General features: G+C 60.0%; 21 protein-coding genes. 11 read left to right on the top strand and 10 right to left on the bottom strand.

The annotated features are described in order from the left end of the window. Nucleotides 1-107 precede the first annotated feature (107 nt). From FHT92_RS12380 to FHT92_RS12365, 4 genes are all read left to right on the top strand, one after another. On the top strand, nucleotides 108-1,472 hold the full coding sequence (locus FHT92_RS12380; RefSeq protein ID WP_183825368.1) for a glutamine synthetase family protein: 1,365 nt from the start codon (nucleotides 108-110) through the stop codon (nucleotides 1,470-1,472). Nucleotides 1,473-1,570: 98 nt separating this feature from the next. Further along, nucleotides 1,571-2,956: an aldehyde dehydrogenase family protein gene (locus FHT92_RS12375; RefSeq protein ID WP_183825365.1), complete on the top strand. Its 1,386-nt coding sequence runs from the start codon at nucleotides 1,571-1,573 to the stop codon at nucleotides 2,954-2,956. Beyond that, on the top strand, nucleotides 2,953-4,107 hold the full coding sequence (locus FHT92_RS12370) for an iron-containing alcohol dehydrogenase (RefSeq protein WP_183825362.1): 1,155 nt from the start codon (nucleotides 2,953-2,955) through the stop codon (nucleotides 4,105-4,107). The genes FHT92_RS12375 and FHT92_RS12370 overlap by 4 nt, the downstream gene beginning before the upstream one ends. 247 nt (nucleotides 4,108-4,354) lie before the next feature. After that, nucleotides 4,355-5,065 carry a ParA family protein gene (locus FHT92_RS12365; protein ID WP_183825359.1) on the top strand — a complete coding sequence of 237 codons (711 nt, stop codon included), beginning with the start codon at nucleotides 4,355-4,357 and terminating at the stop codon, nucleotides 5,063-5,065. Nucleotides 5,066-5,196: 131 nt separating this feature from the next. On the opposite strand, the gene FHT92_RS12360 is transcribed toward FHT92_RS12365, so the two are convergent. After that, a complete protein-coding gene (locus tag FHT92_RS12360; RefSeq protein WP_183825356.1) occupies nucleotides 5,197-6,585 on the bottom strand; it encodes a L,D-transpeptidase in 1,389 nt (462 codons plus the stop codon). A gap of 252 nt (nucleotides 6,586-6,837) precedes the next feature. Here FHT92_RS12360 and FHT92_RS12355 point away from each other — a divergent pair, with 252 nt between their 5' ends. The 3 genes from FHT92_RS12355 (at nucleotide 6,838) to FHT92_RS12345 (ending at nucleotide 8,513) form a co-directional block, all read left to right on the top strand. Continuing rightward, nucleotides 6,838-7,674: a DUF4432 family protein gene (locus tag FHT92_RS12355; RefSeq protein WP_183825354.1), complete on the top strand. Its 837-nt coding sequence runs from the start codon at nucleotides 6,838-6,840 to the stop codon at nucleotides 7,672-7,674. Between the two features lie 85 nt (nucleotides 7,675-7,759). Further along, nucleotides 7,760-8,098, top strand: a complete 339-nt coding sequence (locus FHT92_RS12350; protein WP_183740831.1) for a TIGR01244 family sulfur transferase — start codon at nucleotides 7,760-7,762, stop codon at nucleotides 8,096-8,098. Between the two features lie 70 nt (nucleotides 8,099-8,168). Continuing rightward, a complete protein-coding gene (locus FHT92_RS12345; RefSeq protein ID WP_183740828.1) occupies nucleotides 8,169-8,513 on the top strand; it encodes a RidA family protein in 345 nt (114 codons plus the stop codon). A gap of 59 nt (nucleotides 8,514-8,572) precedes the next feature. On the opposite strand, the gene FHT92_RS12340 is transcribed toward FHT92_RS12345, so the two are convergent. From FHT92_RS12340 to FHT92_RS12325, 4 genes are read right to left on the bottom strand one after another with little or no spacing between them, the layout of a single operon-like run. Then, nucleotides 8,573-10,231: a thiamine pyrophosphate-binding protein gene (locus FHT92_RS12340; protein WP_183825351.1), complete on the bottom strand. Its 1,659-nt coding sequence runs from the start codon at nucleotides 10,229-10,231 to the stop codon at nucleotides 8,573-8,575. Between the two features lie 30 nt (nucleotides 10,232-10,261). Then, nucleotides 10,262-11,461 (bottom strand): CaiB/BaiF CoA-transferase family protein, encoded by a 1,200-nt coding sequence (locus tag FHT92_RS12335; protein WP_183825349.1) that lies wholly within the window; start codon nucleotides 11,459-11,461, stop codon nucleotides 10,262-10,264. Between the two features lie 43 nt (nucleotides 11,462-11,504). Continuing rightward, entirely contained in the window at nucleotides 11,505-12,461 is a 957-nt protein-coding gene (locus FHT92_RS12330; protein ID WP_183740821.1) for a DMT family transporter, read from the bottom strand. Then, entirely contained in the window at nucleotides 12,458-13,408 is a 951-nt protein-coding gene (locus FHT92_RS12325) for an alpha/beta fold hydrolase (RefSeq protein WP_183825346.1), read from the bottom strand. Before FHT92_RS12325 ends, FHT92_RS12330 begins: the two co-directional genes overlap by 4 nt. Nucleotides 13,409-13,565: 157 nt before the next feature. Here FHT92_RS12325 and FHT92_RS12320 point away from each other — a divergent pair, with 157 nt between their 5' ends. The 4 genes from FHT92_RS12320 to metF all read left to right on the top strand — a co-directional run bounded on the left by FHT92_RS12320 (nucleotide 13,566) and on the right by metF (nucleotide 18,149). Next, nucleotides 13,566-14,303, top strand: coding sequence for a ribonuclease T2 family protein (locus tag FHT92_RS12320; protein ID WP_183740817.1), 738 nt, complete (start codon nucleotides 13,566-13,568; stop codon nucleotides 14,301-14,303). A gap of 108 nt (nucleotides 14,304-14,411) precedes the next feature. Next, nucleotides 14,412-16,061 (top strand): energy-dependent translational throttle protein EttA, encoded by a 1,650-nt coding sequence (ettA, locus tag FHT92_RS12315; protein ID WP_183825343.1) that lies wholly within the window; start codon nucleotides 14,412-14,414, stop codon nucleotides 16,059-16,061. Between the two features lie 156 nt (nucleotides 16,062-16,217). Further along, complete coding sequence (locus FHT92_RS12310; protein WP_183740813.1) at nucleotides 16,218-17,243, top strand: metalloregulator ArsR/SmtB family transcription factor; 1,026 nt, start codon at nucleotides 16,218-16,220, stop codon at nucleotides 17,241-17,243. Further along, complete coding sequence (gene metF, locus FHT92_RS12305) at nucleotides 17,244-18,149, top strand: methylenetetrahydrofolate reductase [NAD(P)H] (RefSeq protein ID WP_183740811.1); 906 nt, start codon at nucleotides 17,244-17,246, stop codon at nucleotides 18,147-18,149. Between the two features lie 424 nt (nucleotides 18,150-18,573). Here metF and FHT92_RS12300 read toward each other — a convergent pair whose 3' ends face one another. The 5 genes from FHT92_RS12300 to FHT92_RS12280 all read right to left on the bottom strand — a co-directional run bounded on the left by FHT92_RS12300 (nucleotide 18,574) and on the right by FHT92_RS12280 (nucleotide 23,713). Then, nucleotides 18,574-19,479, bottom strand: coding sequence for a DMT family transporter (locus FHT92_RS12300; RefSeq protein WP_183825340.1), 906 nt, complete (start codon nucleotides 19,477-19,479; stop codon nucleotides 18,574-18,576). A gap of 94 nt (nucleotides 19,480-19,573) precedes the next feature. After that, nucleotides 19,574-20,800: a lytic murein transglycosylase gene (locus FHT92_RS12295; protein WP_183825337.1), complete on the bottom strand. Its 1,227-nt coding sequence runs from the start codon at nucleotides 20,798-20,800 to the stop codon at nucleotides 19,574-19,576. Nucleotides 20,801-20,883: 83 nt separating this feature from the next. Continuing rightward, nucleotides 20,884-21,681, bottom strand: a complete 798-nt coding sequence (locus FHT92_RS12290; RefSeq protein WP_183825334.1) for a GH25 family lysozyme — start codon at nucleotides 21,679-21,681, stop codon at nucleotides 20,884-20,886. 119 nt (nucleotides 21,682-21,800) lie between these two features. Beyond that, a complete protein-coding gene (locus tag FHT92_RS12285; RefSeq protein ID WP_183826247.1) occupies nucleotides 21,801-22,454 on the bottom strand; it encodes a class I SAM-dependent methyltransferase in 654 nt (217 codons plus the stop codon). A gap of 14 nt (nucleotides 22,455-22,468) precedes the next feature. Further along, the gene (locus tag FHT92_RS12280) at nucleotides 22,469-23,713 is read right to left on the bottom strand and encodes a DUF3419 family protein (protein ID WP_183825331.1); all 1,245 of its coding nucleotides are present in this window, start codon (nucleotides 23,711-23,713) and stop codon (nucleotides 22,469-22,471) included. Nucleotides 23,714-23,721 lie beyond the last annotated feature (8 nt).

The following is a 23,721-nucleotide window of genomic DNA, read 5'->3' as shown; positions in this document are numbered from 1 at the left end:
GCGGCCCCATCACGGTTCAACGAAAAGGCATCGAACGTGTTGATCCCCGCGGTCGCATGCCGTTTCGTTGTCCCGATTTCCCGGTTTCAATTTCAGGCGGATGAATCATGAGCAGCTATACTCTCGACGATCTCAGACAGGACGTTGCCGATGGGCGCATCGATACGGTGCTAGCCTGCCAGGTGGATATGCAGGGACGCCTGATGGGCAAGCGTTTCCAGGCGGAATTTTTCCTCGAAAGCGCCTGGAAGGAAACGCATAGCTGCAACTATCTGCAGGCCACTGATATGGAGATGGAGACCGTTTCCGGTTACAAGGCGACCAGTTGGGAAAAGGGTTACGGCGATTATACGATGAAGCCAGACCTTTCGACACTGCGCGTCATTCCCTGGCTCGAAGGCACCGCCCTCGTGCTCTGCGACGTACTCGACCATCATACGCATGAGGAAGTAGCCCATTCGCCCCGCGCGATCCTGAAGAAGCAGGTGAAGCGCCTGGAAGGCATGGGCATGAAGGCCTACATGGCCTCCGAGCTCGAATTCTTTCTCTTCGACCAAAGTTATGAAGCAGCGCAGGCGTCCGGCTATCGCAATCTGAAGCTCGCCAGCGCCTATAATGAAGACTACCACATCTTTCAAACGACCAAGGAAGAAGAGGTTATGCGGGCGATCCGCAAGGGCCTGCAGGGTGCGGGCATCCCGGTCGAGAATTCCAAGGGAGAGGCTTCCGCCGGCCAGGAAGAAATCAATGTGCGTTATGCCGATGCGCTCACCATGGCCGACCGGCATGCGATCATCAAGAACGGCTGCAAGGAAATCGCCTGGTCGAAGGGCAAGGCAATCACCTTCCTCGCCAAGTGGCATTACAATGCCGCCGGTAGTTCCTCGCATATCCACCAGTCGCTCTGGAGTCTGGAAGAAAAGCCACTCTTCTTCGACCATGCCGGCCATCACGGCATGACACCGCTGATGCAGAACTATATTGCCGGCCTGCTCAGCCACGCGAGCGAAATCACCTATTTCCTGGCGCCTTACATCAACTCCTACAAGCGCTTCATGGCCGGCACCTTCGCGCCGACCAAGGCCGTGTGGAGCAAGGACAACCGCACGGCGGGCTATCGCCTCTGCGGCGAGGAAACCAAGGCGATCCGCATCGAATGCCGCGTCGGCGGCTCCGATCTCAATCCTTACCTCGCTTTCGCGGCTCTGCTTGCCGCCGGCATCGACGGCATCGAAAAGAAGCTGGAACTGGAAGCGCCCTATGAGGGGGATGCCTATTTCGGCAAGGACATCCGCGAGATCCCGCGCACCTTGCGGGCCGCTACCAAGGCGATGACGGAATCGGAGATGCTGCGCGCGGCCTTCGGCGACGAGGTCATCGACCACTATACCCGCGCTGCCGAGTGGGAGCAGGAAGAATACGACCGACGCATCACGGATTGGGAAGTGGCGCGCGGCTTCGAGAGGGCTTAAGAACGTATCCGAAGCGGAAGGTCTTCCGGCTGGATTCTCCTGCGGAGGACCAGTCGAGGTGTTTTTCTCTGCGGTTAGAAGAAAACAGGATTCAGATCATGACAATGATCCAATGCATTTCGCCGATTGACGGCTCTGTATACGCGGAGCGTCCGGCGCTTTCGTTCGAAGCGGCAAAGGAAGCCGTGGCGCGTGCGCGCAAGGCACAGAAGGCTTGGGCCAAGCGTCCGCTCGAAGAGCGCGTCCAACTGGTGCTGAAGGGTGTTGCCCGTCTCAACGAGATGTCCGATGTCGTCGTGCCCGAGCTTGCTTGGCAGATGGGCCGGCCGGTCAAGTATGGCGGTGAATATCGCGGCTTCAACGAGCGCTCCAATTATGTCGCCTCGATCGCAGCCGACGCTCTGGCGCCGCTCGTCGTCGAAGAGAGCGACAAGTTCGAGCGCCGTATCGAGCGCGAAGCGCATGGCGTCGTCTTCGTCGTCGCGCCGTGGAACTACCCTTATATGACGGCGATCAACACGATCGCTCCGGCGCTGATGGCGGGCAACGCCGTCGTACTCAAGCATGCCTCGCAGACGCTGCTGGTCGGCGAACGGCTGGTGCAGGCCTTCGTCGAGGCAGGTATTCCCGAGGATGTGTTCCAGAACGTCTTCCTCGATCACGAAACGACCTCGGCCCTGATTGCGGCCGGCAGTTTCAACTTCGTCAATTTCACCGGTTCGGTCGAAGGCGGCCGCTCGATGGAGCGGGCTGCGGCCGGAACTTTCACCGGTCTTGGTTTGGAGCTCGGCGGCAAGGACCCGGGCTATGTGATGGAGGATGCCGATCTCGACGCTGCCGTCGATACGCTGATGGATGGCGCGACCTATAATTCCGGCCAGTGCTGCTGCGGCATCGAGCGCATCTATGTACATGAATCGCTCTATGACGCTTTCGTCGAAAAGTCGGTGGCCTGGGTGTCGAACTACAAACTCGGCAATCCGCTTGATCCGGAAACATCGCTCGGACCGATGGCGAACAAGCGTTTCGCCAAGGTGGTGCGCGAGCAGATCGCCGATGCAGTTGCCAAGGGCGCCAAGGCGCTGGTCGATCCGAAGCTCTTTCCGGCCGATGACGGCGGCGCTTATCTCGCCCCGCAGATCCTCGTCAATGTCGATCACTCCATGGCCTTCATGCGTGAAGAAACCTTCGGCCCTGCCGTCGGCATCATGAAGGTCAGGAACGACGATGAAGCCCTGGCGCTGATGAACGACAGTCAGTATGGGCTAACCGCCTCGCTCTGGACCAAGGATGCGGAGCGGGCAGGGCGGCTTGGCCGCGAAATCGAAACCGGCACGGTATTCATGAATCGTGCTGACTATCTCGATCCGGCTCTGTGCTGGACCGGCGTCAAGGAAACCGGCCGTGGTGGCTCGCTGTCGATCATCGGCTTCCACAATCTGACGCGCCCGAAATCCTACCATCTCAAGAAGGTTACAGCATGAGCAGCGCCAACATCACCGCCAACTGGAGCTATCCGACAGCCGTAAAGCTCGGCCGCGGACGCATCAAGGAACTCGCAGACGCCTGCAAGAGCCTCGGCATGAAGAAGCCGCTGCTCGTCACCGACCGCGGCCTCGCCTCAATGGCGATCACCAAGAACGCACTCGATATTCTCGAAGATGCCGGCCTTGGCCGGGCGATCTTCGCTGATGTCGATCCGAACCCGAATGAAAAGAACCTCGAAGCCGGCATCAAGGCCTTCCGCGACGGCGGCCATGACGGCGTGGTCGCCTTCGGCGGCGGCTCTGGCCTCGATCTCGGCAAATGCGTCGCCTTCATGGTCGGCCAGACGCGTCCTGTTTGGGATTTCGAGGATATTGGCGACTGGTGGACACGGGCGAACGTTGAAGGTATTGCGCCGATCGTTGCCGTGCCGACGACAGCCGGCACCGGCTCTGAAGTCGGCCGCGCCAGCGTCATCACCAATTCGGTGACGCATGTGAAGAAGATCATTTTCCATCCGAAGTTCCTGCCGGGCGTCGTCATCGCCGATCCGGAACTGACGGTCGGCATGCCGAAGATCATCACGGCCGGCACCGGCATGGATGCCTTCGCGCACTGCCTGGAAGCCTATTCCTCGCCCTTCTATCACCCGATGTCGGCCGGCATCGCGCTGGAAGGCATGCGTCTCGTCAAGGAATTCCTGCCGCGCGCCTATAAGGAAGGCACGGATCTCGAAGCCCGCGCCAACATGATGTCGGCAGCTGCCATGGGTGCTGTCGCCTTCCAGAAGGGGCTCGGTGCCATCCATGCGCTCTCGCATCCGATCGGCGCGGTTTACAATACCCATCACGGCATGACCAATGCCGTCGTAATGCCGGCTGTCCTGCGCTTCAACCGCTCGGCCATCGAAGAGAAGATCGCGCGTGCCGCTGCCTATCTCGGAATTTCAGGCGGTTTCGACGGTTTTTATGATTACGTGCTGAAGCTGCGTTCCGAGCTCAACGTCCCAGACAATCTGACGGTGATGGGAATCACCCCCGACCGGATCGATGAACTGGCGGCAATGGCGATCGAAGATCCGAGTGCTGGTGGCAATCCGGTTGCAATGACGCTCGAAAATACCAAGACCCTGTTCAGAGGTTGCTTCTGAACAGATAAAGGCGGACCCAATAGCTGGCCCGGAAAACTGAGGTTTTCCGGGCTTTTTTGTTGCTTTCCGGGTTTTAGGGCATCTTTATTTTTGATGATGTGAAAAATGCAGGCCGCAATTTCAGCGGGTCCGTTTAACAGTTTGTTAACCACGATTGGAAAGGATGGGTTAACCGCACGATGCTCCGACAGTGCGATTAACAACGAGCGATGCCGGCTCGCGCCATTTCCCTTCGAGGATTAAGAATATGCCAGTCATCACATTCGCAAATACCAAGGGCGGCGCCGGCAAGACCACAGCCGTTCTCCTGCTTGCCACCGAACTTGCCCGTCAGGGCTACCGGGTCACCATCCTCGATGCCGATCCGCAACACTGGATTTCGCGCTGGCACGAAATCTCCGGCCATGTGCCCAACATCAGCGTCATCGACTTCGTAACGACCGCCTCGCTGCCGCAGCACATCAGCGAAAACAAGCAGAATACCGATTACTTCATCATCGACCTGCCGGGCGCGCGCAATCCGCTGCTGGCAACGGCCGTCGGTCTCTCCGACCATGTGCTGATCCCGATCCAGGGCTGCGCCATGGATGCACGCGGCGGCGCCCAGGTTCTCGAACTTCTGCAGTATCTGGAGGAGAAGGCGGGTATCAAAATCGGCCATTCGGTCGTGCTCACCCGCGTCAATTCCATGGTCACCACCCGTGCTCTGCAGCTCGTCAAGGCGCTGTTGAATGAGCGTCACGTGCCGGTTCTCGATACGGCGATCATCGAGCGTTCGGCCTTCCGCGACATCTTCGATTGCGGCGGCACGCTGCATACGATGGACCCGATGCGCGTCAGCAACCTCGACAAGGCTCGAGAAAACGCGTTCTGTTTCGCTGAAGAAATCACCCGCAAGGTGCCGGGCCGGCTCCCGGTCGCGGTGCGGCTGGCAAACGCGATGCTCAGCGCTGCCTGATCGTAATATTCAATGAAAAATGCCCCGACCTGTGTCGGGGCATTTTCTGTTTGTGATAACGAGCAGGTGGAACTGCTCTGCCTCTCCAGTCGGGATAACGCGCGGCCGAGACATCGGGCGAATAGACTTCGTTAATCGACGAACTCGACCGTCACGCCGGGTTTCACCATCTTGGCAAGCTCCGTCGCATCCCAGTTCGTCAGCCGGATGCAGCCATGGCTCTGGGTGCGGCCGATCCTGGAGGGGTCGGGCGTGCCGTGAATGCCGTAGGTGGGCTTGGAAAGCGCCATCCAGACCGTACCGACCGGGCCATTCGGGCCTGGCGGGATGTCGAGGATCCTGTCGTTGGCGCCCTGCTGGAAATTGATCTTCGGATTATAGGTGTAGCCTGGATTGAAGGCGACGCGCTCGACTGTCACCGTACCTGACGGAGAGGGCGTGTCGGTGGAGCCGATCGAGGCGGGGTAGGCGGCAACGAGGTTGCCGGCGTCGTCATAGGCGAAAACCTGCTTGCGGCCCTTGTCGGCGAGGATCTTTGCAACAGTGCCGGCCTTGTTCCCGCCGGGATTGACGACTTTGATGACGGTGCCCGGAATGGTGAAATCAGCGCCTGGGTTCATTTCCTTCAGGAAGTTCTCGTCCATGTGGAAACGTTCGGCGAGCGCTTCGGTGACTGAGGTGTAGGCGAGGGACGGCAAGAGCGCCTTCTGCGAATAATCTTCCGGGATCTGTGCGACGTAGGGACCGGCCGCATCCGCATCCGTGATCGTATAGTTGACGACCGGTAGGCCGCCATTCATGCGCAGTTCTTCCAGGATCGCATCCGTATTGTTCGGATCGAGTTTGGTCCCTGTCATCTGCTCATAGGCATAGATGGCCTTGGTGACGTTGGAGCCCATATGGCCATCGATGACGCCGGGCGAAACGCCGGCGCGATCGAGAAAGACCTGGAGGGCAACGATCTCGGGCTTAGACTTGTCCTTGAGCGTGATGACAGGTTCCTGCGGTGCCTGGCGGGGCTGATCGGCCGGCGGAAACTGCTGGTCGGGCTCTACCGCTGCGTAGTCGTCCTGACCCTGCTGGTCGCCGGGATAGGGTTGATCCTCAAGCTGCCGTCGCTCGATGGCAGCATCCTGCGGTATGGAGCCGGTGACCGGGCCGCGTTCGGAATAGCGTGTGTCGCCGTAGCTGTTGCCATCAGGGTAATAGGGATCGTTGCTGTCGGCGTCGTTATAGACTTCCTGGTTGGTGCGCGGCGAGTAATAGCCGCGGGCGCGCATTTCGGTGGCGACGATATTGCCGTAACGATCGATCAACACGCGGTTGCCGCGATAATCATGGGCATAGACGAAGCCGCGGCCCGACGGGACGTAGTCGAGAATTTCGCCGCTCGGGGTCACCAGTACGATATCGCTTCTGTTGCGGCCATATTGCTGCGCATCAGCCTCCTGCGGCGTGACGCCAGCGAGCGTCAAAAACATGGCCGAAAGGGAAAGGGCCGATTTCAAAAAGCGATTCACGTCTCACACCTCGATCAGTGGCTCGGCAGACACACACCTGCGAATTTTGACGCTAGTGTGGAATTTCTTAAGCCGTGCTGAACAAAAGATAAAAACAGCAGTATTTCGCGTTTACTCTTAAACGCTTGCGCGAAAATGACGTTCCCGTGAAGTCGCCGCTGCGCTGTTGTCTGCCGCCGTTTCGCCCTCGATTGACGAGGGTGGCGGCACCACCTAACCCTATGGCAGCCAAGATTCCCGGGAGGACAAGCGATGATCGAATTTGCCGCGGCGCGCGGGCCGCGCCTGATGCTGGATGAAAGATCGGTACTGGATATCGGCGGCTGCGTCGTCGAGGGCATCGATATCGCGCCCAAGCGCGCCATACCTGACGATGGCGATCCGCGAATCGATCATTCGCTCGAAGGCTTCCTTTTTACTTGCGGTCCCGATCATATCCGTCATCGGCAACCAATTCCCGGCACGGATGGCAAGATCTATCCGCTGCACGGTTCTGCTTCCGGCCACACGGCCAAGGTGTTCTGGACGAAGTTCGAAAACGGTAATGCCGAATGCCGCGCCGACATTGATGTGACCACCGTCGAGGGGGTGCCACAGCGTATCGAGCGGCTGTGGCGGATCGACGGGGCAAGCGGCGAGGTTTCGCTCGAGGACCGCGTCGTCAATATGGGCGACCAAACGGTGTCGACCTTTCTGATGTACCATATGAACATCGGCGGCAAATGGCTGGACGCGGGAACGCGGCTCGAAGGAAAGATGCTGGAGGGCGCTGGTTTCCCCTGGGCCTTCGGTGAGGAGCCGGGCGGCATCTTCTGCGTCGAGGCTCCAGCCATAGAGGATGGTTTTGCCGAAATCCGGCTCGGGCCGATCGCGGCAATCAACGGCAAGACGCTGCGGGTGCGCTTCCGCGCCGATACGCTGCCGCATCTGCAGATCTGGCGGAACCAGAAGGCGCCGGCGCATATTATCGGGATCGAGCCCGTGTCGCATCGCTGGGTGTCGCGCGATGAACTGGAGGCTGCTGGCGAATTTAACTGGCTGAAGCCGGGGGAAAGCCGCAGCTACGGCCTGCGCTTTGCATTCGTCTAATGAAGGAGCGTTCCGCGAAGACATGTTGACGCTTGACAGGACGCGTCGTAGACCTTCAGCCCACCATTTTGAGGAGATTGAGACGATGGATATCCGCCAGATCGACGATGAATACTCCGTTTCCGGCCAGATCTCGGTAGAGGATCTCGACCAGATCAAGGCGCTCGGCTTCAAGTCCATCGTCTGCCATCGTCCGGATGGCGAAAGCCCGGATCAGACGCCCTTTGCCGTCATCGAAGCCCGCGCCAAGGAAATCGGTCTCGATATCACCCATGTGCCGGTTGGACCTATGGGCGTGACCGAGGAAGCCGTGCAGGGCATGGTCGATGCGCTCGACGAATTCGAACGCCCGATGCTCGGCTACTGCCGCTCCGGCGCACGCTCCACGGCGATTTATCAGAAGACGCACCACATTCGCGCCTGATCCGGCCTTACCCGGTCCAATATGACGCCGCCTTAAGCGGCGTCTTTCATTTAATGAACAGGAGAACACGATGAGCATCAAGCGTATCGACATCGGCGCCCGCATGAGCGGCGCCGTCATCCACGGCAACACGGTCTATCTCGCAGGCCAGGTCGGCGAAGGCGAAAGCGTTACCGATCAGTGCAAGTCGGCACTCGGCGAAGTCGACCGGCTGCTGGCCGCTGCCGGCAGCAACAAGTCGAAGATCCTGCAGACGATCATCTATCTCTCCGATATCGCCTATTTCGGCGAGATGAACGCCGTCTGGGAAGGCTGGATCGACCCGGCAAACCCGCCGGCCCGCGCCACCAGCGAAGCCAAGCTCGCTGCGCCCAAGTACAAGGTCGAGTTCATCGTCACGGCCGCTCTCGACTAAGAGCGCTTAAAAGCGACCAATCAAAGCCGGTGAGGTGTGAACTGGGTTAGTTCACGTATTCACCGGCTTTTTGTTTGGGCGATTTCCGAGAGAGTACGCGTTGGCGTGATTGCCTCGGGATCGAGTTTGATTTCGATGATCGCCGGTTTGCCGCTGTCGCGCGCCCGCTCGAAGGCCGGAGCGAATTCGTCGGTCTTTTCCACCGTCTCGCCGTGGCCGCCATAAGCGCGGGCAAGGGTTGCAAAATCCGGATTGGTGAGGTCGGTGGCGCTGACGCGACCTGGATATTCACGCTCCTGATGCATGCGGATCGTGCCGTAAATGCCGTTGTTGACCACGACTGCGATGATCGGCAGGTCGTAGCGCACGGCGGTCGCAAATTCCTGTCCGTGCATCAAGAAGCAGCCGTCGCCGGCAAAGCAAATGACCTCCCTTTCTGGAAAAAGCTGCTTGGCGGCAACCGCGGCCGGCAGACCGTAGCCCATGGAGCCTGAGGTTGGGGCGGCTTGGGTATTGAAGCGGCGGAAGCGGTGGAAGCGATGGACCCAGGTGGCGTAGTTGCCGGCGCCATTGGTAAAGATCGTGTCCGGCTTCGTATTGGCCTCCAGCCATTCCATGATCGGCCCCATCTGCACCGCGCCAGGCCCTGTCGCCGGCGGTTTCGACCAGACGAGATAAGCCTGATGCATGCGCTCGGTGCGTTCGGCCCAGCGCGGTTCTGCCGGCGCTTCGAGATCGGCAAGCGCTGCGACGAGATCGGCAGGGCTGGCGCAGATCGCAAGATCGGGGCGGTAGACGTGGCCGAGTTCCGACGGATCCGGATGAATGTGAACGAGTGACTGGGCCGGGTAGGGGATATCGAGCAGCGTATAACCTGATGAGGGCATTTCCGACATGCGGCTGCCGAGCAGGATCAGCAGGTCGCTTTCCTTGATCTCTTTGGCGAGCGCCGGATTGATGCCGATACCGACATCGCCGGCGTAGGAGGGGTGCAGGTGATCGAACAGCATCTGGCGGCGGAAGGAACAGCCGACCGGCAGGCTGAAGCGCTCGGCAAAACTCTGGAAATCGGCGACGGCATCGGCATCCCAGCGGGTGCCGCCGAGGATGATCATCGGCCGCTCGGTCTTCAACAGGCGCAGGTAGAGATCATCGATCTGGCTGCGGCCGGGATGGGCATCGACGCGGGTGTAGCGCCTGGCGCGGGGCGCTTCGACCTCGTCGCGCAGCATGTCCTCGGGCAACGTCAACACGACCGGGCCGGGGCGGCCTGATGTGGCGATCGCGAAAGCGCGGGTGACGAATTCCGGGATGCGGGCGGCATCGTCGATCTCGCCGACCCATTTGGCAAATTCGGTGAAGGCGCGGCGGAACTCGACCTCCTGGAAGGCTTCGCGCTCGCGCGCATCCCGCTGCACCTGGCCGATGAAGAGGATCATCGGGATTGAATCCTGCCGGGCAATGTGCAGGCCGGCAGAGGCATTGGTGGCGCCGGGGCCGCGGGTGACCATGCAGATGCCGGGTTCGCCGGTCAGCCGGCCCCAACAATCCGCCATCATCGCGGCTCCGCCTTCCTGACGGCAGACGATCACGTCGATATCGGTGTCATGCAGGGCGTCAAGCACGGCGAGGAAGCTCTCTCCCGGTACACAGGAGAGACGTTTTACGCCGTTTGCCTTCAGCGCCTCGACGATCAATTGCCCGCCTGTCCTCTTCATGGCTCCCTCCTTCTCATGGCCCCCTCCTTCTCATGGCGATGTCTTCCTCTCCCATTGTACAAGTTCGGCCAGAACCTCGTCATTGTGTTCCCCCAGACGCGGACTCGGCCGCTCGTATCGCAGCGGCGTTTCCGACAGCACTACCGGCGTACGCACGCCGGGGATCATCGTGCCCGCCGCATCCGGCAGATCAACCCGCAGGCCGCGCGCCTTGACCTGCGGATCGGCAAACATTTCCTCGATCGTATTGATGGCGCCGGCTGGCACGGCATTGTCCTCGCAGGCCTTGAGCAGATCCGCTTTTTGCCATTTCAGCGTTTCGGTTGAGACCATCCGACGAACTGCGTCTCTGTTGGCGACGCGGGCCTTGTTGGTCGCGAAGTTTTCATCATCGCCGATGACGAGGCCAAGGATCGTGCAGAGACGACGAAACTGGCCATCATTGCCGATGGCAAGGATGAGATAACCATCAGCTGTGGGCACCACCTCGTACGGCGATATGTTCGGGTGAGCGTTGCCGAGCCGGACTGGGGCACGGCCGGACACCAGGTAATTCATGTTCTGGTTGGCGAGCACTGCCGATTGCACATCGAGCAGCGCCATGTCGATCAGCTGGCCTTCGCCCGTCTTTAGGGCATGGATGAGGGCGGCTTCGATCGCTGAGACCGCATAGATGCCGGTGAAGATATCGGCAATCGCGACACCCGCTTTCATCGGCTGTCCATCCGGTTCACCCGTTATCGACATAAAACCCGACATGCCCTGGACGATATAGTCGTAGCCGGCGAGACTGGCGTAGGGGCCGGTCTGGCCGAAGCCGGTGATGGAGCAATAGACGAGACGCGGATTGATTGCTTTCAGGCTTTCGTAATCGAGCCCGAATTTGACAAGGCCGCCGAGCTTGAAATTCTCGATCAGCACATCAGCGGTGGCGACGAGGCGGCGCACCAGCGATTGGCCTTCTTTGCTTTTTAGGTCTGCGGTGATGGACCGCTTGCCGCGATTGGTCGAGTGGTAATAGGCGGCAGAGAGGTTTTCTCCATCCGCGCCCTCGACGAAGGGCGGTCCCCAGTGTCTGGTGTCGTCGCCACCGTCAGGGTTTTCCACCTTGATGACATCGGCGCCGAGATCGGCCAGCATCTGCCCCGCCCATGGGCCGGCCAGCACGCGCGCAAGCTCGATGACCCTGATGCCGGCAAGCGGCGGCTTCTTCTTCACGTCTTGCGTCATCTTCCTCCCAAGTTCCTCGCAAACTCCGTGCGGGCGGCGGATTTTAGGGCGCCCGCGTTGCCTCAGATGTATCGGATACGGGTTTGGAAGCAAAGCGCCGCTCACGCCAGATGATATAGAGGCCCGACGCGATGACGATGAGGATGCCGAGCCATTTCAACGCATCAGGGAAATCGGCGAAGACCAGCCAGGCGAAGACGGTGGCTGAGACGATTTCAAGATATTGCAATGGTGCCAGCGTCGAGGCCGGGGCGGCGCGATAGGCGTAAGCCGCGAGAATGCCTGTTATTGCAGCGGCAATGCCCGTACCGAGCAGGTAGCCGAAGGCCGGAAGATCGGGCATTACCGTATCGATGATGTCGGAGCCGCTGCCGTAGCCGAAGAACAGGATGACGGCGCAGAAGAAGATGCCCCAGAGGCCGGTCTGGAACTGCATGGCCCAGGGATCCTCCCGATGCGAGAGCACCCGCGTCATCAGCGCGAAGACGGCGATGCAGAAGGCGCTGACGACGGGCAGCAGGGCAATATAGCCGACCTCTTCAAAGCTGGGCTGGATAATCAGCATGGCGCCCAGGAAACCGACGGCGCAGGCGCTGTAGCGCCGCCAGCCGATGGTTTCCTTCAGAAAGATGCTGCCAAGGATCGTCAGGATGATCGGCTCGACGAAGAAGATGGCGATCGCATCGGCAACCGCCATGACCTTCAGCGTCGTGACGAAGCAGATCATCGACGTGGTGACCATCGCACCGCGGATGGCATGATAGCAGCTCTGCTTCAGCGAAAGCCGGATTCTGGCGCCACGCAGAAATACGAAAGGCAGCATGGTCAGCGACTGGATGACGAAACGGAAGCCGGCGACTTCCGTCGACGAGATCGTTGCCGTCGCGAGCTTCGAGAAGATGTCGATCAGCGGCGAGATCAGCACCGAGAGCAGCATGAAAAGCAGGCCGAGCGTCACCTCGGAGGCAGCGGGATGGCGTGTGGAAGTCGTGCTCGTCATCTCAGGGTCCTTTCGCTCCGGACCGTGCGGATCGCTTCATCGCACCAGTGGGCGAAATCCGCAATTGCCGCTTCCGCGCCGATCTCGTTCAGCGTTTCATGCCGCATGTCCTGATATATCTGGGTGCTGATACGGGAGAAGCCTTGGCTTTTCAAACGCTTTGACAACCACAGCACGGCTTTTCCATTGATGGTTGCCGGGTCCTTGCCACCGCCGCACAGATGGATCGGCATGTCCTTCGGCAGAATATCGAGCCGCCCTTTCTCGATACCGCGAAAGGTGAGGGCGAAGACATCGAGCCAGAGCGATATGGACGCATCGAAGCCACAGAGCGGATCGGCAATATAGGCATCGACCTTATCCGGATCGTGTGACAGCCAGTCGAATCCCGTCCGGTGATCGGGAATGGATTTGCCCCAGGCGGAAAATGTCAGCCTCGGCAGCATGTCGCTCGGCACATCGGAGCCTTTCAGCATGCGCTCGGCAAGCAGGATCGCCTGTGCGACGCGGCCGGAAAGACCAACCGCGAAGTTCGAATTCCAGACGGCAAGGGCTGCGAACCGGCCGGGAAGTTCGGCGGCGGCATTGAGTGCGATCAGGCCGCCCATCGAATGGCCGAACAGGATGACGGGCAGGCCGGGGTCGCGGGTCGTGGCAAAGTCGTGCATGGCAGCGATATCGTTGATGACACGGTCGATGCCGTCCCGTCTCGCGAAGCGGCCGAGCGGCGCATCGGCTGCGGTTGTCTCGCCATGGCCGCGATGATCATGCACATAGACGTGATAACCTCCTGCCGCCATGGCTTCAGCAAAGCGCTGATAGCGGCGGGAATGCTCGGCAAGCCCGTGCGAAATCATCAGGATAGCCCGCGCGTGCCCCTCTGGACGCTGGTGATGATAGGCAAGCGAAGCTTCCGCGCTTTGAAGCCGCAATGTCTCGAAAACCATGCCTTCCTCCTGCGCCCAAAAAGACCAGATACCCGAGCAATGCAATATTTCCTGGTCCGGCATACATGCGAAAATTGATTTCTTCGCGATTCAGGGTTGCGAAATCGTTGGCTTCGTGCTTGTTTGTTCCTGTATTGTTCTTTTGTCGAGGCTGTTTATGAGCAAGCTTTTCCTGTCGATTTCCATCCTATTCCTCTCGTTATCTGCCGCCGGTTCCGTATCCGCGCAGGAAAGCGGGCGCACACGCTTCATTCTTGCGGCGAGCTGGCAGCCAGCGTTCTGCCAGACCAATCAGAAGAAGGCGGAGTGTGCCAGCCAGAGCGGCGAGCGCTATGACGCCACCAACTTTTCTCTCCATGGCCTGTGGCCGATGCGGCAGGATTATTGCGGCGTACCTGCCGACCAGAAAACCGCCGACAAGGACGGCCAATGGACGAGCCTGCCGGCGGTGACCCTCTCGACCGAGACGAAGAGCGCGCTCGACAAGGCGATGCCTGGGACGCAATCGGCGCTCGAGCGGCATGAATGGATCAAGCACGGTACCTGCACGAAGATGAGCGCGGACGACTATTTCGCCACCGCCATTTATCTTATGGGCGATCTCAATGCTTCGGCCGTGCGCGACCTCTTTGCCGCCAATGTTGGCAAGACGCTGAAATCAGATGCGATCAAGGCGGCGTTCGACAAGAGCTTCGGCGCTGGTGCCAGCGACCGTGTGAAGATGAGCTGCCGGCGCGTCGGCAACAAGCGCGTGATCAGTGAACTGACGATCGGGCTTTCGCAGGATGCCGTTTCGGCTCAAGCGAAGGAGAAGGGCCTCGGTGGCCTCATCCAAGGGGCAGGGCAGACGTCCTTCGGCTGCGACGAAGGCATTGTGGATGCCGCCGGCTTCTGATGGAAACATGCCGAAATCCTGACGAAACAGGGTTTCGGCGTTGCCCGCGGGCGTGGTTTCGCCTACATAGCGGCCACGATTTCAAGTTTCCGTCCGGAGCATCCCAGCATGGCACGCCAGTTCATCTATCATATGTCCGGCCTCAACAAGGCCTATGGCAATAAGAAGATCCTCGAGAATATCCACCTTTCTTTCTATCCCGATGCCAAGATTGGTATCCTGGGTCCGAACGGCGCCGGTAAGTCCACCGTGCTGCGCATCATCGCCGGCCAGGACAAGGAATATACCGGCGAAGCCTGGCTCGCTGAGGGTGCGACAGTTGGTTACCTGGAACAGGAGCCGAAGCTGGATCCGAACAAGACCGTATTCGAAAACGTCATGGAAGGCGTTGCCTCCAAGACGGCAATCGTCGATCGCTACAACGAGTTGATGATGAACTATTCCGACGAGACGGCGGAAGAGGGCGCGAAGCTTCAGGACATCATCGACAGCCAGAACCTATGGGATCTGGAAAGCCAAGTCGAGATGGCGATGGAAGCCCTGCGCTGCCCACCGCGCGACGCCGATGTCACGACGCTGTCGGGTGGTGAGCGCCGTCGTATCGCGCTCTGCCGCCTGCTTCTGTCGCAGCCCGACCTGCTGCTGCTCGACGAACCGACCAACCATCTGGACGCCGAAACCATCGCCTGGCTCGAAAAGCACCTGCGCGACTATCCAGGCGCCGTGATGATGATCACCCACGATCGCTACTTCCTGGATAACGTCACCGGCTGGATCCTCGAGCTCGACCGCGGCCGCGGCATTCCTTACGAAGGCAACTATTCGGCCTACCTGCAGGCGAAGGCCAAGCGCATGCTGCAGGAAAACCGCGAAGAAGCCGGCCGTCAGAAGGCGATCAGCCGCGAACAGGAATGGATCGCTTCCAGCCCGAAAGCCCGTCAGGCCAAGTCCAAGGCGCGTATCAAGTCCTACGAACAGCTGGTCGAGGCTGCCGAGAAGCAGCGTCCTGGTGACGCGCAGATCATCATCCCGGTCAGCGAGCGCCTCGGCCAGGTGGTCATCGAGATGGAAGGCATCACCAAGGGCTTTGAAGGCCGCACGCTGATCAACGATCTGTCTATCAAGCTGCCGCCGGGCGGCATCGTCGGCATCATCGGCCCGAACGGCGCCGGCAAGACGACACTGTTCAAGATGATCACCGGTCAGGAAAAGCCCGACAGTGGTTCGATTCGTATCGGCGAGACCGTGCATCTCGGATATGTCGACCAGAGCCGCGATGCACTCGACGGCAACAAGACCGTCTGGGAAGAAATCTCCGGCGGCGCCGAAGTCATCAAGCTCGGCAAGTTCGACATGAACTCGCGCGCTTATTGCGGCGCCTTCAACTTCAAGGGCGGCGATCAGCAGCAGAAGGTCGGCAACCTTTCGGGTGGTCAGCGAAATCGCGTTCACCTTGCCAAGATGCTGAAGGCCGGCGGCAACGTTCTGCTGCTCGACGAACCGACCAATGACCTTGATACGGAAACGCTGGGTGCGCTCGAAAGCGCGCTCGAAAATTTCGCCGGCTGCGCCATCATCATCAGCCACGATCGCATGTTCCTCGACCGTTTGGCCACCCACATCCTCGCTTTCGAAGGCGAGGGTCATGTCGAATGGTTCGAAGGCAACTTCGAGGATTACGAGCAGGACAAGATCCGCCGCCTCGGCCCCGATGCGCTGAACCCGGGCAGCCAAGCTCATAAGCGCCTGACGCGCTAACTGGTTTAACATGCCTTTCGAAGCCCCGGCTGGTCCGGGGCTTTTCGATGTTTGCTGTCGTTATCACCACAGGCAAGTTCGCAAATCAGTAAAATGTCGCTTGCCTCAGCTATCCAAATCACATAAAGATATCTTTATATCTTGATTGGGTAGGATATGGGTGAACCCTTGAGGCTTGGATTGGATGCGCTGGTGGACGTCTTGAAGGCGGCCGGCGAGCCGACGCGCCTGCGGCTGCTGGCGCTGCTGGCGGCTGGTGATCTCACTGTGACCGATCTTACCGAAATTCTCGGCCAATCCCAGCCCCGCATCTCCCGGCACCTGAAGCTGCTTGGTGAGGCGGAACTGATCGACCGCTATCAGGAGGGTGCCTGGGCCTATTTCCGGCTCGCGCATGAAGGCAAGGCTGCCGCGCTCGTGCGAAATCTGCTGAAGCATGTCTCCGAAAATGATCCGGTCGTGCAGCGCGACGGCGAGCGCCTGGCTTCCGTCAAGCGCCAGCGCGCTGAACGCGCCCAGGCCTATTTTAGCCGCAACGCCGCCGAATGGGACGAGCTCCGCCGGCTTCATGCCGCAGACGAGGAGGTGGATGCCGCCGTCATCAAGCTGCTTGGCGCCAACCCAATCGATTCCCTGCTCGACCTCGGCACCGGCACCGGCCGTATGCTGGAGCTTCTCGCCGGCCGTTATCGCCGGGCGATCGGCGTGGATGCCAGCCGCGACATGCTGAGTGTTGCGCGCGCCAATCTCGACAAGGCCCATATTACGACGGCGTCGGTGCGACATGCCGATATCCTGAACCTGCCGTTCGAGGGGCAGGACTTCGATCTGGTGACGATCCATCAAGTGCTGCACTTCTTCGATCAGCCTGAAATCGCCATTACCGAGGCCGCGCGCATGCTGCGGCCGGGCGGGCGTCTTGTTGTCATCGATCTGGCGCCGCACAATCTCGAATATCTTCGCGACGAACATGCCCATGTCCGTCTCGGCTTTTCGCATCAGGCCATGTCGGACTGGGTGCGCAGGGCCGGGCTCGATATAGAGCAGGTCGTCGACCTTCATCCGGGTCAGCAGGGCGAGAAGGGCCTCACGGTCACCGTCTGGCTCGCACGTGATCCGAGGCGCCTCATGGCTTCGCTGGAGAGCGAAGGCGCTGTACCTACATTTGCCGGGAGAGAATAAATGCCCCAGAAAAAGAACGACGCCCCCCGCCGCGATATCATATTCTCCTTCGAGTTCTTCCCGCCGAAGTCCCAGGAGATGGAGGGCCAGCTCTGGGACACTGTCCGCGATCTGCAGGACTGGAACCCGGAATTCGTTTCGGTGACCTATGGCGCCGGCGGCACCACGAAGGCGCCGACGCTCTCGACAGTCACCCGCTTCCTGGCCGACACGCCGTTTGCCACCGCCTCGCATCTGACCTGCGTCAGCGCCACGAAGGAGGAGACGCATCAGGTGGTCGACAGCTTCCGGAATGCAGGCGTCACGCATTTCGTCGCGCTGCGCGGTGATGCGCCTGGCGGCGTCGGTGCGCCATACCAGCCGCATCCGGGCGGTTACGCCAACGCCGCTGAACTGGTTGCCGGCCTCAAGGAGATCGGCGATTTCGAGATCTCCGTCTCGGCCTATCCGGAAAAGCATCCAGAAAGCCGCGACCAGGCGGCTGATATCGACATGCTGAAGCGCAAGGCGGACAACGGTGCGGACCGCGCGCTGACACAGTTTTTCTTCGATAACGACAATTTCGAGCGCTATCTCGAAAAGGTGCGTGCCGCCGGTGTCAGGATCCCTGTTGTGCCGGGCATCATGCCGATCCAGAACCTGACGCAGCTTAAGCGCTTTGCCGGCGCCTGCGGCACGGTCATCCCGTCCTTTCTCGATGAGCGCTTTGCCGGATATGAAGACAAGCCGGAGGAGCGAGCAAAGATCGCCGCTGATGTTGCAGCCGAGCAGATCGAAGATCTCGTCCGCCGAGGTCTGCACGAATTCCATCTTTATACGATGAACCGCGCGCCGCTGGTCTCGGCCGTTCTCGATAATCTCGGCTTCTCGCGCCAGACAGCCAGAAGTGCCGGTGCGGCCGCCTGATCCTACCGTTCCATAGACAAGGGAAAAGCGCATGTCCGGTGGGGACATGCGCTTTTCAATAGCTGGGGCTGATTGTTTCAGGAGTTCGGTATTTCAGTCTTTACGCTTTGCCTGGGCTCAAATGAAGAGCATGGACAAGACGAAAGCGAACGCTGCACTGACCAACAGGACATTCAAGGATTGCGTAAGTCCCATGTCTGCCTCCTCGCGTTAACCTGCTAACAATATGTCGGAAATGTGTTAGTTGGGAAGCGCTTCTTGTGCTGCGCTGCCGAAGAGGCCGGTGGACAAGTCTTTCAGCAAGGCTCCAAGCCACTGAAATATATTTAGAAAATCTCGCTCTCAAAATTTAACGATTCGTTACAAACCGATAGTGTGGATTCATGCTTTTGGTGGAAGAATGGCGCGTTGCAGCATAATCCTTTCAGGCTATGGCGCGTGAGCGGCGATAAAGGCGGCCGTCGAGTATGACGAGCCCAGCGCCGATCAGCGCCATGCCGGCAATGTCAGTCATTTCCAGCCGCTCGCCGAGAAAGAGGAAGCCAAGCAGGATCGCACTCGGCGGAACGAGCAACGTCACCAGCGAGGTGTTGGTCGCGCCTGCCGCCGCCATAATACGAAAATAGAGAATATAGCCGAAGGCGGTGGACAGTACGGCAATTGCCAGAATGGCTGCAATGGAATCGATTGACGGCATGGCAATCGCCCAGGGGCGGTCGATGATGAGCGACAGCGGCAGGGCCACGAGCGAGGATGCCGTCATCTGACCGGCGGCGATCACGGGTGGCACCACGCCCTTGAACCGTTTGCCGTAGGTCGCCGCAAATCCATAGGAGACAGCGGCGATGACGGGCAGGAGGAGCGCCCAGAGGGGCTGGTCGTGACTACTGGTAATGCTCGGGCCGACGAGGACGACTGTGCCGAGAAGGCCCGTGAGGCAGCCAATGATCTTCGCCGAGGAAAGTTTTTCGTCCGATGTCAAATAATTGGCGATCAGCACCGTCCAGATCGGCGTCGTGGCGTTGAGGATGGAGGCAAGGCCCGCGCCGATGCGCGTCTGACCGAAGAAGATCAGCGCATGGGGCAGGGCATTGTTGAGGATGCCGAGAATGAGGAATTCACGCCATCGCCTCTTCAGCAGCGGATAGATGCCGAAGCGGCCGGCGATGTAGATATGCAGCGCAAGGGCTGCGATTGAGAGGCGCAGGAAGACGAGGGTAAGCGGCGGCACCTCGGCAACGGCGATGCGCGCGAAGAAGAAGGAGCCGCCCCAGATCAGACCGAGGAGGGCAAGAAGCCCCCAGGTCAATGCGCTCATTCTCTGTTCCATGCCGATCCTCTCATTTGCCGGCAGGTTTAACCAATCGGCGGGGAGGCGCCACCCGATTCATGCGGCCGGGTAGCGAAACGGCAATTGTAAGGGATCAGAGAGCGTTGAGCAGGGCAGGGGTCGCCCAGCCGTCGGCCGGCATACCAAGGCGGAGCTGTTCCTTCTGGATCGCGATACGGGTGCCGGAGCCGAGGATGCCGTCGATCTCGCCGACATCGTGGCCATGCGAGTCGAGCTTCGTCTGCAGCTGTTTCATCTCGTCGTTGGAAAGGCCCTGCTCAGGCGTGCCCTTCTGATAGGTCGGAGCGCCAGAGAGTCGCGTCGCGAAATAGGCGGCGGAGGTCGTATAGATGAACGACTTGTTCCATTCGAGATAGATCTTGAAGTTGGGATAGGCGATGAAGGCCGGTCCGAGGCGGCCCTGCGGCAGCACGAGATCGCCTTCGAGATTGGCGAAGGCGATGTTGCCGTCGCGGGGCTTGACGCCGAGGTTGAACCATTCGCCTGCCGTCATCGTGCCGCCGAGGCCCGACTTTTCCCAGGGCAGGTTATCTGGCACGGTGACTTCCTGCAGCCAGGGCTGGCCGCGCTCGAAACCGAGATGCTGGATGAACTTGGCAGCCGTCAGGATCGCGTCCGGGCCGCTCTGCTTGAGGCGCACATGGCCGTCGCCGTCGCCATCCATGCCATAGGCGATGATATCGCGCGGCAGCATCTGCACCTGGCCGATTTCACCGGCCCAGGCACCAGTGTTGGTCTGCGGGTCGAGGTCGCCATGCTGCACCATCTCGATGAGGGCGATCAGCTGCGGGCGGAAGAGTTCCGGGCGGCGGCAGTCATGGGAGAGCGTCACCAGCGCGTTGCGCGTGTTGAAATCGCCCTGCACGGCGCCGAAATCTGTTTCCATCGCCCAGAAGGCGGTGATGACGCCGGCGGGGACACCGAATTCCTGCTCGGCGCGGGCGAAGACATCGGCATATTGCTTCATCTTCTGGCGGCCAATGTCGAGGCGGGCCTGGCTGACGGTGCGCTGCGAGAATTCCAGAAAAGTTTGGCGGAAGACGCCCTGGGCACGGTCGCGGCTCAGAACCTTGGGATCGATCTGAGCGCCGGCAAGCGCCTCGTCTGCTGCTTCGGCGCTGGCGCCGGCTGCGATAGCGTCCTTCTTGACACCATCGAGGAAGGCAGAGAGATCGCCGCCGCAGGGGGCTGCCGGGGCCGAAGCTGCCGCATTCGGGGCCTGTTGGGCGGCAGCACCTGTTGCAATGGCGCAGGCAAACAGAAGAGCAAGTGCAGAGCGGCCTTTAAGCGGGCGGTGCATGAAACGATCCTCATAAAATGACATAGAATTCCGTCGCTTTCTCAAAGGAATGTGACGGAAGCAAGAAAGATTAGGGTACGTTACTAAGAATTTCTATCCTTGGAAACGTCGGCCACCCAGTTGTTCCAGTTTTTTGCGGAGCCCGCGAAGACATTGATATCGGTCGGCCCCCGAATGCCGGGGATGACGCCCGTCGACGTATATTGCCAGAAGGCCCATCGGCGGTCGGCATAGGTCGCATCGGGATGCTTGGCGGTCGAGCGGACCCAGAAATGGTAGTCCTGGAAGTAGCCGGCGAGATTGTCGCGATGGAAATCGACCGAAGTATAGATGATCGGCCGCTTGCCGTAATAGGCTTCCAGGCGATCCATGAAGCGCTGCATCTCCGAGCGGACGGTCGCCGGGTCGGGGCGGAAGCGACAGGTCTTGGATTCTGCGTTCCACTCGACATCCAGCACCGGCGGCAGACGCATGGATTCCCTGGGAACGTTGCGGATGAACCAGTCGGCCTGGTCGTCGGCGGAGGAGCAGAAATAATAGAAGTGGTAGGGGGCATGCGGAATGCCGGCGGATGCGGCTTCGCGCCAGTATTCGCTAAAGCGCGGATCGATCCTGTCCTTGCCTTCGGTCGCTTTAATGAAGGCGAAGGCGACGCCGGATTTGCGCACCGTCTGCCAGTCGATATCACCCTGCCATTTGGAGATATCGATGCCGTGGACTGCGTTTTGCTGCGGCTGCTTGGGGCCGAAATCCTGGGGATCGGTATCCTTGAAGCGCGTCTTAGGCTTTATGGAAGCAGTTTCGAGATAATCGTAACCCGTGGAGCCGCAACCGGCGAGCAGCAGGGCAAGCGGCAGGACGCAAAACAGAAGCCGACGCATGAACGTTCCGTCGTGATGATGGATCTGCCCCACAGCCTGACCTTCGAAAACACGCGCCCAGCAGAGGGAATAACCTCTTTTCTGATATCAACGTAAAAAAATGGTTATTTACAAGCGAATTATGAGCGCTTGCTGATGATCGCCGCCCGCCAGGCGTAGCCGCCGCCGATCGTTTCGAACGACAATCTGGCATTGTTTTCAGTCGCTTGCGCTTCCAGAACGTCGCGCAGATTGGCGCGGGGCGTGACGTGAAATTTGGCGAGCCAGGCCTGCAGCAGGGTGCGGAACCAGGTGGGCAGGCCCTCCTGCTGGCCGAAATCGACGATGTGGAGTTCGCCGCCGGGGTTGAGTGCTGCAATCGACGAGTCCACCGCGCGTTCCCAATCCGGGATCATCGACAGCGCGTAGGAAATCAGGATGCGGTCGAAACCGGCGATGCCGAATTCGCGCGGCGTATAGGCTGTGGCATCCGCCACTCTGAAATCCGGGATCGTTGCCTTGGTGGCGAAGGTCTTGCGAGCGGAAATCAGCATTTCCTGGGAGATATCGAGGCCGTAGAGCCTGGCGGTCGGGAAGTGCTTGTGCGCAAGCGCCATGTTCCGGCCGGTGCCGCAACCGACTTCCAGCAGCGTGCCGCCCTGAGGGACGTCGAGGTTGCGGATCGTCCGGTCACGGCCGAGAAGATAATATTTGCGGGTCAGGTCGTAGAAATGGCGCTGGTAGCGGTACATGCCGTCCATCAGGTCGGCATGGTCTTCGCTCTTGACGGTCATCTCGTTGGCTTTGCTCACGCCTTCTTCCCGTAAATATGGAAGCCGCCGTAGATCGCCGAGCGGTCCTGGGTGGTCATCTCACGCGACTGCTCTTCGAAATAGTGCCACTGGTCGCGAATTTCAGGGGCGAGGCGGCCTTCGATGATGCTCTTTTCGGCTGCCGTACGGAAGATCACCCGAGCGCCTTCGCGCGCGGTGCGGGTGATCTCGCGCCAGACATCGTTGAGCTGCTTATCGGTCATCCAGTCCTGCGCATCGAGCAGGATGTAACGGTCGCGCGATGCGGCGGGCTCGCCGGCCAGAAGCTCGGTAAAGCTTGCGTGGTGGACGTTAACGCGGTCGACATTGGCGCGGATCACTTCATAGTGCTCCGGCTTCAAATAGGTCGGCAGCGGGCCTTCGTCGCCATCGGCGTAGCGGCGCGCAAAAGCCTGCCAGGCGAAGTAATTGTCGCGCATCGGGAAATGGCAGGCGAGCTTTTCCAGGCGGTGCTTGAGAACCGGTGCGATCGAATTGTCGGCGGCAAGGCTTGCCAGCTCGTCATATTGCTGCGGCGGAATGCCAAGACCGAAAAGCGAGCTCTTGCGGTTGGTGATCCAGCGAACGACCGGCTTTTCGAAGAGGGGAGCGATCTGATCGTCGAAAAACTGGCGCTGCTCGCGGATCGTGCGGGCCTTGGTCATTTCCTGCAGCTTCACGCCATGCAGGCGGGCAAGAAGATGAGCGGCGCCGATGAAGCGGCCGAGCAGGCCGGTTTCATAGATATTGCGGTCAAAAACAGTGACGCGCCGGCGGCCGAACTTGCGGGTGTTCCAGTAAGCGCGGGTCGTTTCATCGAGATTGGACGAAAGATAGCGGTCGAAAACCCGGCTGTTCGATTTCTCGTTCGGCATCGCCAGGAAGCGCACGAGATCGGAATGGCTTGGCAGGTTCTTGAAAGCGGCAAGCTTCAGCCTGTTCAGGGCGATGTGGTGTGGATTGAGGTCCACCACGTCGATCGAAGCCGGCGCCTTTGAAAGGTAGGCCAGCATGTTGCAGCCGCCGGAACCGATCGTGACGATACGGTGATTGGGCTTCAGCTCCATCGCCTGCATGTCGAGATCCGGGTCTTCCCATATCTGCGGATAGACGAGGCCGGAGAAGAGAAGGCCGAAGAGACGCTCAGAGAAGCCGTCCTTGGAAAAAGCCTTGTGGCGGAGAAGCGCTGTCTTGAGTTTCCGGTTCTTGCGGAAACCGGTATCCGGTGCAAATTCCGACATGAGTCTGT

This window comes from Rhizobium sp. BK377 (assembly GCF_014193935.1).
Classification (GTDB): domain Bacteria; phylum Pseudomonadota; class Alphaproteobacteria; order Rhizobiales; family Rhizobiaceae; genus Rhizobium.
Note: the sequence above shows the minus strand (reverse complement) of the source record. Positions and strands in the feature narration are given on the sequence as shown.

Excerpts from the sequence above, each read along its gene's own strand:
- FHT92_RS12285 (WP_183826247.1), bottom strand. The coding sequence starts at position 22,454 with ATGACCGTCAAGAGCGAAGACCATGCCGACCTGATGGACGGCATGTAC.
- FHT92_RS12320 (WP_183740817.1), top strand. The coding sequence starts at position 13,566 with ATGAGCAAGCTTTTCCTGTCGATTTCCATCCTATTCCTCTCGTTATCT.
- FHT92_RS12300 (WP_183825340.1), bottom strand. The coding sequence starts at position 19,479 with ATGGAACAGAGAATGAGCGCATTGACCTGGGGGCTTCTTGCCCTCCTC.
- FHT92_RS12345 (WP_183740828.1), top strand. The coding sequence starts at position 8,169 with ATGAGCATCAAGCGTATCGACATCGGCGCCCGCATGAGCGGCGCCGTC.
- FHT92_RS12310 (WP_183740813.1), top strand. The coding sequence starts at position 16,218 with ATGGGTGAACCCTTGAGGCTTGGATTGGATGCGCTGGTGGACGTCTTG.
- FHT92_RS12280 (WP_183825331.1), bottom strand. The coding sequence starts at position 23,713 with ATGTCGGAATTTGCACCGGATACCGGTTTCCGCAAGAACCGGAAACTC.
- FHT92_RS12295 (WP_183825337.1), bottom strand. The coding sequence starts at position 20,800 with ATGCACCGCCCGCTTAAAGGCCGCTCTGCACTTGCTCTTCTGTTTGCC.
- FHT92_RS12365 (WP_183825359.1), top strand. The coding sequence starts at position 4,355 with ATGCCAGTCATCACATTCGCAAATACCAAGGGCGGCGCCGGCAAGACC.
- FHT92_RS12375 (WP_183825365.1), top strand. The coding sequence starts at position 1,571 with ATGACAATGATCCAATGCATTTCGCCGATTGACGGCTCTGTATACGCG.
- FHT92_RS12330 (WP_183740821.1), bottom strand. The coding sequence starts at position 12,461 with ATGACGAGCACGACTTCCACACGCCATCCCGCTGCCTCCGAGGTGACG.
- FHT92_RS12350 (WP_183740831.1), top strand. The coding sequence starts at position 7,760 with ATGGATATCCGCCAGATCGACGATGAATACTCCGTTTCCGGCCAGATC.
- FHT92_RS12335 (WP_183825349.1), bottom strand. The coding sequence starts at position 11,461 with ATGACGCAAGACGTGAAGAAGAAGCCGCCGCTTGCCGGCATCAGGGTC.
- FHT92_RS12290 (WP_183825334.1), bottom strand. The coding sequence starts at position 21,681 with ATGCGTCGGCTTCTGTTTTGCGTCCTGCCGCTTGCCCTGCTGCTCGCC.
- FHT92_RS12355 (WP_183825354.1), top strand. The coding sequence starts at position 6,838 with ATGATCGAATTTGCCGCGGCGCGCGGGCCGCGCCTGATGCTGGATGAA.
- ettA (WP_183825343.1), top strand. The coding sequence starts at position 14,412 with ATGGCACGCCAGTTCATCTATCATATGTCCGGCCTCAACAAGGCCTAT.
- FHT92_RS12325 (WP_183825346.1), bottom strand. The coding sequence starts at position 13,408 with ATGGTTTTCGAGACATTGCGGCTTCAAAGCGCGGAAGCTTCGCTTGCC.
- FHT92_RS12340 (WP_183825351.1), bottom strand. The coding sequence starts at position 10,231 with ATGAAGAGGACAGGCGGGCAATTGATCGTCGAGGCGCTGAAGGCAAAC.
- metF (WP_183740811.1), top strand. The coding sequence starts at position 17,244 with ATGCCCCAGAAAAAGAACGACGCCCCCCGCCGCGATATCATATTCTCC.
- FHT92_RS12380 (WP_183825368.1), top strand. The coding sequence starts at position 108 with ATGAGCAGCTATACTCTCGACGATCTCAGACAGGACGTTGCCGATGGG.
- FHT92_RS12370 (WP_183825362.1), top strand. The coding sequence starts at position 2,953 with ATGAGCAGCGCCAACATCACCGCCAACTGGAGCTATCCGACAGCCGTA.